This window comes from Mycobacterium sp. ENV421 (assembly GCF_002887815.1).
Classification (GTDB): Bacteria; Actinomycetota; Actinomycetes; order Mycobacteriales; family Mycobacteriaceae; genus Mycobacterium.
This window is the reverse complement of record NZ_PDHO01000004.1, coordinates 42,635-54,572: the sequence shown is the minus strand read 5'-3', so window position 1 is coordinate 54,572 and position 11,938 is coordinate 42,635. Positions and strand designations below refer to the sequence as shown.

Here is an 11,938-nt window from a genome sequence, read left to right as displayed (position 1 = left end):
CGATATGTCAACGAAGTACGGCTTTCTCTTACACTGTGTCAATGCAGTTAACCCTTGCCGACATCCTCGATCTGCCGTCGGTGCGCCGCGGCGATCCGGAGGTGGTGTGCGCCGGACCGATGGACCAGCCGGTGCGCTGGGTGCACGTCAGCGATCTGGCCGACCTGTCCGGCCTGCTGACCGGCGGGGAATTGGTGCTGACCACGGGTCAGGCGCTGGCCGACCCGTCGCGCCGGGACGCCTATCTGCCCGGGCTCGCGAACGCCGGCGCGGTGGGCGTGGTGATCGAGCTCGGACTGCACATCGACCGGCTTCCGGAGTCCGTGCTCGCCATCGGGTCTGCGCTGTCCCTCCCGGTGATCGTGCTGCACCGGACCGTGCGCTTCATCGATGTCACCGAGGAGGTGCATCGCCGGATCGTCGCCGACCAGTACGCCGAAGTCGAGTACGCCCAACGGGTACACGAGGAGTTCACCGCGCTGAGCATGCGCCGGGCATCGATCGACCAGATCGTCAGCGCGGCAGCCCAGATGCTCGACACACCCGTGGTGTTGGAAGACCTCAACCGTCAGGTGCTGGCGTTCGACGGCCGGGACCTGTCGGCGGCGACACTGCTGGTCGACTGGGAGCGGCGATCGCGGCTCGCGGGAGGTGACGCCTGGACCGCCTGCCCGGTGGGCCCGCACCGCGAGGAGTGGGGCCGGCTGATCGCGCCGCAGATGGCCGCGGCCGACGGCCGGTCGGTGATGACGTTGGAGCGCGCGGCGCAGGCTCTGGCGTTGAACCGGATGGTCGAGCAGAACCGCAGCTCACTGGAGCTGCGCGCGCAGAGCGGCCTCGTCGACGACCTGCGCCGCGGCCGCATCACCGACGAGGCCGAGGCCACCGCCCGTGCGCATGCGCTGGGACTGCGGCCGGCGCTGACGTATGTGCCCATGGCGGTGCGGTTGCGGGAGACCCCGGGCGCCGATCAGGTTGCGACCGCCCAGCGGCGGGTCCGCACCCTGGACGCGATCATGCACACCGTGCGGGCGGCCGGCCATACCGGTTTGGCGGCCACCCGTGACGACGGGCAGATCGACGTGGTGTTGGCGCCGCAGCGCACCAGCCGGGTCCCCGGATCGCTCGATACCGTGCTGGCCGAGGTGTGTTCGGCTACTCGGCGCGCGGTCGCCCACCTGGACGGGGTGAGCGGATGCGCCATCGGGGTGGGGCCGGAGAGCAGCCGCCTGGTCGACGCGGTGGGCGGTCTGCGCGAAGCAGGGCACGTCGCCGAGGTGGCGATGTCGATGCCCTTGCAGGACAAGCCGTTTCATCGAGCTTCGGATGTCCGCTTGCGCGGCCTGCTCTCGCTGATCCGTAGTGATCCTCGTGTGCAAGCGTTCGCCGAGACCGAGCTGGCCGGGTTGCTGGCGGATCGGGCCAAGCACGGTGACGAGTCGTTCGACCTGCTGTGGCACTACCTGGCGGCGGGCGGGAACAAAGCCGAGCTCGCCAGGACGCTGCACATGTCGCGGCCCACGCTCTACGCCCGGTTGGAGGCGCTGCAGCGGATCGTCGGACTCGACCTCGACGACGCCGAGTCCAGGACGTCGCTGCAGGTAGCGATGTTGATTCTGAACGCGGCGGGGGACTAGCGCCGGACCCGGTATGTGGTTAGTCCGCCGTCGGATCTTCGGCGTCGCGGCGCTCGTCTTTGAGGCGTTCTTTGCTCCGCAGGAGACGCAGTAGCGTCACCAGCACCAGACCGCCGACGATATTGCCGACGAGCGTGTACCAGAACCACCCCAGCCAGTCGAGGTAGCCGAAGGGTGCCTCACCGGTCGACAGGGCGCCAAAGATCAACAGCGAGTCCAGAATCGAGTGGAACAGCTGCAATCCGGCCAGGACGAAGGCACCGGCCACCGCGGCGGCGATCTTGCCGGGGACCGAGTCGGTGCCGTGCTGCATACGGGTCATCAGCGTGATCACCATGCCGCCCAGCACTGCCAGCGCCATCGTCTGCACCGACAGTGGTTCACCGACGAAATGCTCGGCGGAGGTGATGGTTTGGCTCCTGAGCTTGGGGAACGCCGCGATGATCAGCGCCATGATCACCCACCCGCCGACCAGGTTGGCCACCAGCGTGCCGGTCCACAGTTTGGCGAGCTGGCCGACGCTGGCACGCTTGGCGGCCACCGTCGTGACGGGAACCAGGAAGCCTTCGGTGAACAGCTCGCTGCGGCCGAGCAGCAGCGCCAGGAACCCGATCGCGAAGGCGACACCGGCCAGCAACTGGTTGTGGGTTTCGTGCAGCACTGACAGGTATGCCAGCACTCCGATCGCGACCTCGGTACCGCCGAAAAATCCGGTGACCAGGACTTCACGCCAGCTTCGATGCAGCCGCTGACTGCCCTCGTCGACCATTCGGTTGAAGGCGTCCTCGAGTTCGTCTTCGATAGGGCTGTCGGACTCCCCCAATTGGCGCTGGCTCGTTGAACTCACGAATCCGTGTACCCATCGGCGGCCAACCCGACACCGGACGCCGCTGAGCAGTCGCTCAACGCTCGCCCATACACTGGGCCACCGTGGGCATTCTCGTTGGCTTCGCGCCGTGGATCGTCTATTGGGTACTGGTGGGCAACGCGCCGTTCACGACGGCCGTCCTGGTGGCCCTCGCCGTCGCGATCATCGGGCTGGTGATGAGCCGCACCAGGAAGGTGGCCGGCCTGACCTTCGAAATCGGTTCTGTCGCAGTCTTCTTCGTGCTGACAGTGCTGACGTTCGTGGCCGGCCACGGGTTCTTGGAGCAGTGGATCTTGTCGCTGAGCACTGCGGGCATCTTCGTCATCACGCTGGTCGGGGCACTGGCCGGCACGCCGTTCGTGCGGGGATTCGCCGCGGCGGGACGCTCCGAGGAGATCGTCACCAGCACGCTGTTCACGACAATCACGTCCCTGCTGACCTGGATCTGGATCGCCGCCTTCGCGGGGATGACGGTCTCCTCGGTGATCCCGCCGCTCGTCTCGGGCGACGCCACGATCCTCGACTCCGCGAACCCGCTGTCCGTTCTGTGCTACTGGGTGATCCCGTTCGCGCTGCTGGGCCTGGCCGCGGTCGCCTCACGCATCCTGCCCGACACGATGGTTCTCAGCGACGACGTCGTGCGCGAGACGTCCTTTGTCGCGTACAGCGAAGCCGCGATCGATGAGCTGTACTACCTGGCTCAGGAGCATGCCAACCGCGAGGTCGGCGCGGGCAAGGAAGCCTACGACGTCAAAGTCGGCGGGATGGGGATGACGCTGACGGGTGACGAGTCCCGCAAGTCGTGGCCGTCGACGTATCGAGTGCGCGACCGGCGCCGCTGAGCGGTTCTGGCGTCGGGCCTGCTCGTTGCTGATGTCCGCGGGATGATCGCAACCGATCGGGCAAGGATGCACACCGCTTTGGACACCTTTGCGTCACGGATCGGCTAAAAGCCCTGTTCAGGGCGCAAGCGTGGTAAGCGGCTGTCAGCTGAGTGCGGTAGAAAGTGACAGAAGTGACCTCTGTGAAGAGGACGGAGCTTTGCTCAGAGGCGCCCGGAAGGTGGAGACCATGATGAAGAAGCGCGTGTACGCCCTGGCGATCAGCCTGCTGATGCTGTTCGCCGTCCCCGGCCTGGTGGCCCCGACGGCGACCGCCGCTCCGGTGGGCCGGGATCAGTACGTCAACCTGGTGATCCAGCGCGGGCTCGCCCAGCGGGGCGTGCCCTACGCCTGGGCCGGTGGCGACATCAACGGACCCACCCTGGGCAAAGGACCGAGCGCAGCCGTCGTCGGCTTCGACTCTTCGGGCCTGATCCAGTACATCTACGCCGGCGTCGGAGCCAAGCTGCCGCGCTCCTCGGGAGATATGTACAAAGTCGGCCAGCACGTCACCGCTGACCAGGCGTTGCCCGGCGATCTGATCTTCTACGGGCCCGACGGCACCCAGAGCGTCGCGATGTTCCTGGGCAACAACCAGATGCTGGAAGTCACCGACACGGTCGTCGCGGTGTCCGCGGTGCGCGCCAAAGACATGGCGCCCTACCTGGTCCGCGTCATCGCCTGAGTGTCACGCGGGGGGCGTGCCGTTGACCCGCCGTGCAGATTCACGGCGCGACGACGAGCACGCCCACCGCTAGGTGGGACCGTGCCGGCCGCCGGCTAGGCGCAGTCGGTGCAGACCAGACTGGCGGCATCCGCCAGTCGGCTGCGGTGGTGCACCAGAAAGCAGCTGCTGCAGGTGAACTCGTCCGCTTGCTTGGGGACGACCCGCACCGTGAGCTCTTCGTCCGACAGGTCGGCACCGGGCAGCTCGAAGGAATCCGCTGCTTCCGCCTCATCGACATCTATTACGGCCGTGGCCGTGTCCTTGCGCCGCCCCGCCAGGTCTTCAAGCGACTCTTCCTCAGGCTCGGCCTGGGTGCGGCGGGGGGCGTCGTAATCAACCGTCATGATCCGTGCCTTTCGTTTCCGCATTCGACGTCGCGTCAACGCGGTCGAATGCGAGTTTGTTCCCGTAGCCGGTCTCTGCTAAACACCGTTGTTTCCGGCTGTGTGTGCGCTGGGTCCTGCCTTGCTGTGGCCTGCGGATTCGCACGCCATAGGCACGTTGAAAGCTGGGCTCAGGTTCGCCAGAGAGATTCCTGGGCGACGCTGGCGATCAGGGTACCGTCATCACGCTGAAATGAGCCGTGCGCCAACCCCCGCGCGTCGCTGTGACTTATCGCGGTGGCGTCGTAGAGATGCCACTGGTGGGGATCGGTCGGCCGGTGCAGCCACACCGCGTGGTCGAGGCTGGCGGCACCGCCCGGACCGGGAAATTCCGGGCCCGGCGGCCGCGCCGAGGACACCATGCCCAGGTCAGAGATGAAGGTCAACGCGCAGGCCCGCAGCAGCGGATCGTCCTCGACGGGCTCGCGGGTGCGGAACCAGAACGGCTGGGTGGGCCATTCGACGCGACTCTGCGGACCGGGTGCGAGCCGGATGTCGAAGTGATCGGCCCACTCGACCGGCAGTCGAGTGAGAATCGTCGCCTCCGTCAGCGGCACCCGTGGTTCCTGCGGCAGCTGCCAGTCGGTGGTCGTCTCCGGTTGGTGGAACGACGCCAGCATCTCGAATATCGCGACGCCGTCCTGTGTTGCGGTGACACGGCGGGTGTTGAAAGAACGGCCGTCCCGGGTGATCTCGACGGTGAAGTGGATGTCGACGCCGATCCGGCCGCCTTTGATGAAGTAGGCGTGCAGCGACTGCGGCAGCCGGCCGGGTTCCACGGTGGCGCCCGCGGCCGCCAGCGCCTGCGCGGCGATCAACCCGCCGAAGAGACGGGGACCCGCACCGTAAGACGCTGACGCTCGAAAAGTGTGCCCGCTGCGGTCGAGTTGGACCAGCTCGGCGATCCAGCTCGACATGCTCTCCTCGGGTCGTCGTCGAAAATCGCACTCACGATAGCGTCCTAGACTCCTGGCATGGACCGCGGCCACGTCGACGCACCAGAGGGTCTGCTGCGGATCGAAGACTGCCTGGACGCCGACGGGAACGTCGTCTTACCGCCGGGCGTGACGCTGATCTCGTTGATCGACCGCAACATCGCCAACGTCGGCGACACCATCGCCTACCGCTACCTCGACTACAGCCGCTCGGCCGAACCGGCGGTCTTCGAGCTGACCTGGACACAACTCGGTGAACGCCTGCGCGCGATCGCGGCCCAGGTACAGCGCAGCGCTGCCCGCGGCGACCGGGTCGCCATCTTGGCGCCGCAGGGGCTGGACTACATCACCGGTTTCTTCGCCGCGATCAAGGCCGGAACCATCGCGGTGCCGCTGTTCGCTCCCGAATTGCCCGGCCACGCCGAACGTCTCGACACCGCGCTCGGTGATTCGCAGCCCGCCCTGGTGCTCACCACCGCGGCCGCCGCGGACAGTGTGCGCGGATTTCTGGCCAAGCTGCCATCGGCTCGGCAACCGCGGCTGCTCGTCATCGACGACATTCCCGATTCCGCCGGTGCCGACTTCGTCGAGACCGTTGTCGACGTCGACGACGTGTCGCATCTGCAGTACACGTCGGGCTCGACCCGGCCGCCGGCCGGCGTGGAGATCACCCACCGGGCCGTCGGTACCAACTTGATCCAGATGATCCTGTCCATCGACCTGCTCGATCGAAATACCCACGGCGTCAGCTGGTTACCGCTGTACCACGACATGGGCTTGTCGATGATCGGCTTCCCGACGGTGTACGGCGGACATTCCACCCTGCTGTCACCGACCGCCTTCATCCGCAGGCCGCAACGCTGGATCCGGGCGCTCTCCGATGCCTCCCGGTACGGCCATGTCATCACCGCCGCACCGAATTTCGCCTACGAGTGGACCGCTGCGCGCGGCGTCCCCGATGCCGGTGACGACATCGATCTGAGCAATGTGGTGATGATCATCGGGTCCGAACCGGTGAGTGCCGACGCCATCACGACGTTCTCCGAGGCGTTCGCACCGCACGGTCTGCCGGCGACCGCGTTCAAACCCTCCTACGGCATCGCCGAGGCCACCCTGTTCGTCGCGACCATCGCACCGACCGCCCGGCCCACCGTCATTCGCCTGGATCGCGAGCGGTTGGCGCAGGGAGAGGCGCAGGAAGCCGGCGAGGACGCCGATGCGGTCACCCAGGTGTCGTGCGGCCAGGTGGCGCGCAGCCTGTGGGCGGCGATCGTCGACCCGGCGACCGGCGCAGAGCTGCACGACGGCCGGGTCGGTGAAATCTGGTTGCACGGCAACAACGTCGGCCGCGGCTACTGGGGCCAGCCGAACGAGAGCCGCCGGGTCTTCGGGGCGAAGCTCACACACCGGCGGTCCGAGGGCGGCCACGCCGGCGAGGTGCCCGCCGACGCCGCCTGGTTGCGCACCGGCGACCTCGGCTTCTATTACGGCGGCGAACTCTACGTCGCCGGGCGCCTGGCCGACATCGTGGTGCTCAACGGCCGCACCTTGTATCCGCACGACATCGAGAAGACCGCCGCGGATTCCTCGGCTCTTGTCCGGCGCGGGTACGTGGCGGCGTTCACCGTTCCGGCGAACCAGATGCCCGGTGCGACAACGCAAGACACCACCGAGCGGCTGGTGGTCATCGCCGAACGGGCGGCTGGCACCAGTCGCAGCGACCCGGCAACGGCGATCGCAGCCATCCGGTCGGCGGTGGTCGAGCGTCACGGTATCGAGGCAGCCGACGTGCGGCTGCTGCCCGCAGGCGCCATCCCGCGCACCACCAGCGGCAAACTGGCCCGGCGGGCCTGCCGCACCGAATACCTCTCCGATGCGCTGCGAGTGCGGTGATCGTATGCGGCCGTTGACCTTTGGTGCGCTCGCCATGACCGTGGCGCTCACCGCCTGCGTCGCGCCGTCGGTCGCCTGGGCTGGCGGCCCGGCCGCCCTGAAGGTCTGCACCACCGGCGACTACCGGCCACTGACCTACCGCGACCCGGCGACAGGACAGTACAGCGGGGTCGACATCGACATGGCCGCCGACTTGGCCGAGCATCTCGGACGCACCGCGGTGTTCGTGCCCACCACATGGTCGACCCTCGTCGCGGACCTCACCTCACCGGGCCGATGCGATATCGCGATGGGCGGCATCACCGACACCCCCGAGCGCCGCCGCGTCGTCGACGTCACCCGGGCCTACCTGGCCGGCGGCAAGACCGCGTTGGTCCCGGCGGCCGAGGCCGAGCGGCTGGCGACCATCGAGCAGATCAACCAGCCCGGTGTGCGGGTCATCGAGAACAGCGGCGGCACCAACGAACAATTCGCTCGCACCCACTTCCCCGAAGCGCAGCTCACGATCTGGCCGGACAACACCACCATCTTCGAGCAACTCGCCGCCGGGGGCGCCGACGTCATGGTCACCGACGCCATCGAAGCCATCTACCAGGCGTCGCTGCACCCCGAGCTGGTGGCCCAGCACCCCGCGGACCCCTTCACCTCCGAGGCCAAGGCCTATCTGCTGCCCAAGGGCAGCCCCATCGCCGCCGCGACCGACGAATGGCTGGCCGGTGCGCTCCACGACGGCACCTACGCCGGCAGCTACGAACGGTGGCTGCACGCGCCGGCGCCCGACCCGCCGACTTAGGGGTTCAGCGGCCCTTCCACTGCGGCTTTCGCTTCTCCCGCCAGGCCTGCAGGCCTTCGCCGACGTCCTCGGTCGCCCCCGCCACCTTGCGCATCACCTCGCCGAAGCGCACCGACTCGATCCAGCCCATGTCGGCGGTCCGCCACGCCACTTCTTTGGTGGCTCGTTGCGCCAGCGGCGCGGCTTCGGTCAAGGTTCTGGCCCAGGCCTGGGCCTCGGCCTGCAGATCCTCGGGTTCGACGAGCTTCCACACCAGCCCGATCTCCTTGGCCCACTCGGCGCTGATGGGCTTGCCGGTGAGAAGCAGCTCCATCGCGTTGGCCCAACCGACGCGGTGCGGCAACCGAATGGCACCGACGATGGTCGGCACGCCGAGGGCCACCTCGGGGAAGCTGAACGTGGCTTCGGTGGATGCGATCACAAAGTCGCAGAACAGGATTCCGGTGACCCCGTAGCCGACGCAGGGGCCGTGCACGGCGGCGATCGTGGGCTTGAAGAGTTCCATGCCGGACTCGAACGAATTGATCGTCGGCTTCTCCCAAAAGGTCCCGCCGAAGGTGCCCACCGAGCCCTCGCCGTCCTTGAGGTCACCACCCGCGCAGAAGACGTCACCGTTGGCGGTCAGAATCCCCACCCAGGCGTCCTGTTCGTCCCGGAACCGATCCCATGCGGCATTGATGTCCTGGCGGAGCGGGCCGTTGATGGCGTTGCGGGCTTCGGGCCGGTTGAGGGTGATCGTCGCGACGTGGTCTTCCAGCTGATAGGTGACGAGGCTCATTGCTGCACTCTAGTTTCGGCCGGGGCCGCCCGATGCTCAGTCGCGCGGGCGGGTGCCCCTGCGGCCCGCGGGATTCGCGACCGCGGTGACCATGCTGGTGCCGAATGCGCCCGCATCGTCGAAGAGGGTGGCGCTGCCCACCGACACTCCGTTCTCGGCGAAGTGGGTGTCGGCTTGCACGCCGATGAACACGCCGCGGGGCAGCCGCGACAGGGCCACCGTGAGGTCTCCGTTGATGTAGCCGATTTCACCGGTGCCCAGATTGGTTACCAGGTTCGCGGCCGCCTCGGCGACCACCGCCGCACGGACGAAAGGCGTGGCCTGCAGACCGGCCACGGCGTCCAGACCGCCGTAGTACGCGCGCTTGCGTCCGGCAGTGTTCTGCTCGCCCATGGGGCTCCAGCCGGTTCCGTCGTCGTCGACGTAGAGGGCGTGATCCTCGGTGTCGCGCGGTGAGCCGGCGGACTGTGCGGGCGCGGTGTCCGTCCCATCCGGGGTCTGAGACAGTCGGTATTGCAACAACGTTGCGCGTGCCACGATCCAGTCGTCCTGGATGATGTCGCATTCGGCGGTCCGCATCCGGTTTCCGTGCCGGATCAGCCGCGTCTGAGTATGGGTGGGGACGGCACGGGCAGGTTTGAGCAGGTCGAGCGTCAGCCGGGTGGGCAGGTACCCGACGCTGCCGTACTTGCGTTCCAGCGTCGATGCCGCGAGCCCGGCGATCGCCTGACCGCTGAGCAGACCCTCGCTCCAGGAGGCCGCCGCCGACGGGGTGGGGCGGAAGATGCCGTTTCCGTGCTGGACGAAATACGCTGGGCGGATACCGATTGCGCTCGAAGCCGCTGCCGTGCGCTTCGACAAGACCATGCCGCTGTTCATCGTTGCCATCCTCTGAGTCGGGGAGCCGCCGCTTTCTTGACGGCTCACCAGGCAACTATGACCCGGGGTGGCCTCCCGGGATATCCACCGATCGGCCCCAGCACCGGATGAATGAGATGTCCACCGATCGGGGGACATGCCCGCAGGTGTCAGGCCTCCAGGCGGGCGCGGACGGCGGAAAGACGTTGTTGCAGTTCGTCTTCGGTGATGACACCCCGGGACAGCAGCGAGTGTGCCAACGAGACCAGCTGGCTCTCGGGGTAGGGCAGGTCGGAGTACTCGGTGGCCGACAGATCGTCCTCCTCGTCGCGGCGCTCTTTGAACGTCGGGAGGTCGGCCTCGCAGGCCGCGTGATCCAGTGCGTCACACAGCCCGTCGAGGCTGGTCTTCCACGGCGGCACCGGGTTCTCCACCCCGTATTTGGCCGCCATCACCGGCCAGACCTGGTTGCGGTCGACGATCTGTTGTAACGGCTCGGGTTTCATTCGCCGACCGGATGCATGGCGGGCCGGGTGTCGGTGATGACGTTGGTGGTCACCCCAGGCTTCGGCAGCGCGACGCCGATCAGGCAGTCGCGGGTGATGATCTCGGTCAGCTGGTCTTCGCTCCAGCCGTCGGTGCCCTCGGGTCGCATCGGCATGACCATGAAGCGGTGCTTCTGGTTGGAATCCTGCACGCGGACTTCGATGTCGTCGGACAGGTAGAGGCCGAACTCGGCGAGAACCTGCCGGGGCCAGCGCACCAGCCGCCGCCGGTAGTTCGGTGTGCGGTACCACTCGGGGGAATTGCCGAGGATGGGCCGCGGATAGCAGGAGCACAGGGCGCACACGATGACGTTGTGCACGGCCGGGGTGTCTTCGAGGATCTGGAATGCGGTGAAGTCGCTGGGGGTCCCGAAGCCGGTCGGCTCGAGCCAGTCGACACCGACCTCCTTGCTGGCGGTCATCGGTTCGGCGAGGGCAAGGGCTTTGAAGTCGGGATCCAGCCACGCGCGGGCCACCAGGCGAGCCGCCGGTGTTGGGCCGATCTGCTCGGCGAACTCGGTGAAGCGGCGGTGCTCCTCGGCGGTGAAAATGCCCTTCTCGATGCACAATTCGCGCAGCGCGATCTCGAGCACCTCGAAGTCGGTGATCTCATCGACCATCGGTTTGACGGTGCGGTCGTGGTCGTGATCGTGATCGTGATCGGTCATGTCCGTCCGTTCCTATGCGGGCGCAAGCCAGTGCTCGGGGATTTCGGTGCGCAAGCTGTCGCTGTCCGGGCCGTTGAAGTCGTCCCACAGCTCGGACATGCTGAATTTGACGACGTAGAACCATTCGGGCTTGGCGTCGGGGATGTCCCACGTCTCGTCCTCGGCGGCCGGACTCTCATAGGCCACCGCGTCGATGACCCCGGTGGCGCCGCGGACATACTCGGGGGTGCGGGTGTAGAACAGCACCGGAAGTTCGCGCACGACGACGGCGTCGCCGACCTTGAACCTCGGCTCGCCGGCCTTACCCGCGTAGACCTGCGGATCACCCTTGCCCTGGGCGTGCACGATGTGACTGTTTCGCTTGACCTGCGATCCGTCGCCTTCGAACTTGGGCTTGGCCGCCAGAGTCTTTCCCGCCAGGCCGCCGGCGTAGCGCTCCTTGACCTCCGCCATCCGCTCGGTCAGTTCGGTGAGACCGATGTGGTGCTTTTCGATCAGGACCCGGGCCACCGACAGCAGCCAGCGGCCGTAGTACGGGAAGCCGAGGTAGACGGCGCGCTGGACGTCGACGTTGCCGATCCTGCGCCGTTCCTCCGAGAGCCAGATTCCGCGCCACGCGAGCACTTCGCAGATGACGTACGTCATGTGCTCCCAGTACTCGTAATCCTTGTTCTCGTACTTCATCGGAGCGTCCGGTTCGCCGCCGACATCGTGCACCGGCTTCATGTAGGCGACGAACCTGGCGTGGTCGAGCAGATCCGGGGTGGGAGCATCCGGCAGTTCCGGATACGCGGACTTGAGCCGGGCCACCAAGGCAAGCTGGTCGGCGCGTTCGGCAGCAGTGCTCATCGAAGGCCCCTTGATGTGGCGGTGCACAACGTCAACAAGAACCCAACGTAGCACCGGAGGCCCGCGCGGGCAGCTGAAATGGCCTCACCGTCGAAAGGCGTTGCGATTCAGCGGCTCTGACAG

12 protein-coding genes and 1 pseudogene are annotated in these 11,938 nt (G+C 67.2%); 5 read left to right on the top strand and 8 right to left on the bottom strand.

Annotated elements, in window-relative coordinates:
• The first annotated feature begins 41 nt into the window (after nt 1-41).
• A complete protein-coding gene (locus CRM90_RS06520; RefSeq protein ID WP_102806197.1) occupies nt 42-1,637 on the top strand; it encodes a PucR family transcriptional regulator in 1,596 nt (531 codons plus the stop codon).
• Between the two features lie 19 nt (nt 1,638-1,656).
• Here CRM90_RS06520 and CRM90_RS06515 read toward each other — a convergent pair whose 3' ends face one another.
• Complete coding sequence (locus tag CRM90_RS06515; RefSeq protein ID WP_102806196.1) at nt 1,657-2,484, bottom strand: formate/nitrite transporter family protein; 828 nt, start codon at nt 2,482-2,484, stop codon at nt 1,657-1,659.
• A gap of 83 nt (nt 2,485-2,567) precedes the next feature.
• Here CRM90_RS06515 and CRM90_RS06510 point away from each other — a divergent pair, with 83 nt between their 5' ends.
• Both CRM90_RS06510 and ripD read left to right on the top strand, forming a co-directional pair.
• Nucleotides 2,568-3,347 (top strand): hypothetical protein, encoded by a 780-nt coding sequence (locus tag CRM90_RS06510; protein WP_102806195.1) that lies wholly within the window; start codon nt 2,568-2,570, stop codon nt 3,345-3,347.
• A gap of 232 nt (nt 3,348-3,579) precedes the next feature.
• Nucleotides 3,580-4,065, top strand: a pseudogene (gene ripD, locus CRM90_RS06505) (NlpC/P60 family peptidoglycan-binding protein RipD); the annotation flags it as partial.
• A gap of 101 nt (nt 4,066-4,166) precedes the next feature.
• On the opposite strand, the gene CRM90_RS06500 reads toward ripD, so the two are convergent.
• Complete coding sequence (locus tag CRM90_RS06500) at nt 4,167-4,457, bottom strand: DUF4193 domain-containing protein (protein WP_102806465.1); 291 nt, start codon at nt 4,455-4,457, stop codon at nt 4,167-4,169.
• 170 nt (nt 4,458-4,627) lie between these two features.
• Complete coding sequence (locus CRM90_RS06495; RefSeq protein WP_102806194.1) at nt 4,628-5,413, bottom strand: acyl-CoA thioesterase; 786 nt, start codon at nt 5,411-5,413, stop codon at nt 4,628-4,630.
• Nucleotides 5,414-5,470: 57 nt separating this feature from the next.
• Between CRM90_RS06495 and CRM90_RS06490 the strand changes: the two genes are divergently transcribed.
• Together CRM90_RS06490 and CRM90_RS06485 are read left to right on the top strand one after the other, a co-directional pair.
• Complete coding sequence (locus CRM90_RS06490; protein ID WP_102806193.1) at nt 5,471-7,324, top strand: fatty acyl-AMP ligase; 1,854 nt, start codon at nt 5,471-5,473, stop codon at nt 7,322-7,324.
• Nucleotides 7,325-7,328: 4 nt separating this feature from the next.
• Nucleotides 7,329-8,117 (top strand): transporter substrate-binding domain-containing protein, encoded by a 789-nt coding sequence (locus tag CRM90_RS06485; protein ID WP_102806192.1) that lies wholly within the window; start codon nt 7,329-7,331, stop codon nt 8,115-8,117.
• A gap of 4 nt (nt 8,118-8,121) precedes the next feature.
• Here the strand turns inward: CRM90_RS06485 and CRM90_RS06480 are convergent, their stop codons facing one another.
• From CRM90_RS06480 to CRM90_RS06460, 5 genes are all read right to left on the bottom strand, one after another.
• Nucleotides 8,122-8,895, bottom strand: a complete 774-nt coding sequence (locus CRM90_RS06480) for an enoyl-CoA hydratase/isomerase family protein (protein WP_102806191.1) — start codon at nt 8,893-8,895, stop codon at nt 8,122-8,124.
• A 36-nt stretch (nt 8,896-8,931) separates the two neighbouring features.
• Nucleotides 8,932-9,822 carry an acyl-CoA thioesterase domain-containing protein gene (locus CRM90_RS06475; RefSeq protein WP_233209198.1) on the bottom strand — a complete coding sequence of 297 codons (891 nt, stop codon included), beginning with the start codon at nt 9,820-9,822 and terminating at the stop codon, nt 8,932-8,934.
• 101 nt (nt 9,823-9,923) lie between these two features.
• Nucleotides 9,924-10,259 (bottom strand): thiocyanate hydrolase, encoded by a 336-nt coding sequence (locus CRM90_RS06470; RefSeq protein WP_102806190.1) that lies wholly within the window; start codon nt 10,257-10,259, stop codon nt 9,924-9,926.
• Nucleotides 10,256-10,966, bottom strand: a complete 711-nt coding sequence (gene scnC, locus CRM90_RS06465) for a thiocyanate hydrolase subunit gamma (protein WP_102806189.1) — start codon at nt 10,964-10,966, stop codon at nt 10,256-10,258. Before scnC ends, CRM90_RS06470 begins: the two co-directional genes overlap by 4 nt.
• A gap of 12 nt (nt 10,967-10,978) precedes the next feature.
• Nucleotides 10,979-11,815 (bottom strand): SH3-like domain-containing protein, encoded by an 837-nt coding sequence (locus tag CRM90_RS06460; RefSeq protein WP_102806188.1) that lies wholly within the window; start codon nt 11,813-11,815, stop codon nt 10,979-10,981.
• Nucleotides 11,816-11,938 lie beyond the last annotated feature (123 nt).

Coding starts and splice junctions, on each gene's coding strand:
- CRM90_RS06485 (WP_102806192.1), top strand. CDS start 7,329: ATGCGGCCGTTGACCTTTGGTGCGCTCGCCATGACCGTGGCGCTCACC.
- CRM90_RS06490 (WP_102806193.1), top strand. CDS start 5,471: ATGGACCGCGGCCACGTCGACGCACCAGAGGGTCTGCTGCGGATCGAA.
- CRM90_RS06460 (WP_102806188.1), bottom strand. CDS start 11,815: ATGAGCACTGCTGCCGAACGCGCCGACCAGCTTGCCTTGGTGGCCCGG.
- CRM90_RS06470 (WP_102806190.1), bottom strand. CDS start 10,259: ATGAAACCCGAGCCGTTACAACAGATCGTCGACCGCAACCAGGTCTGG.
- CRM90_RS06520 (WP_102806197.1), top strand. CDS start 42: ATGCAGTTAACCCTTGCCGACATCCTCGATCTGCCGTCGGTGCGCCGC.
- scnC (WP_102806189.1), bottom strand. CDS start 10,966: ATGACCGATCACGATCACGATCACGACCACGACCGCACCGTCAAACCG.
- CRM90_RS06480 (WP_102806191.1), bottom strand. CDS start 8,895: ATGAGCCTCGTCACCTATCAGCTGGAAGACCACGTCGCGACGATCACC.
- CRM90_RS06495 (WP_102806194.1), bottom strand. CDS start 5,413: ATGTCGAGCTGGATCGCCGAGCTGGTCCAACTCGACCGCAGCGGGCAC.
- CRM90_RS06500 (WP_102806465.1), bottom strand. CDS start 4,457: ATGACGGTTGATTACGACGCCCCCCGCCGCACCCAGGCCGAGCCTGAG.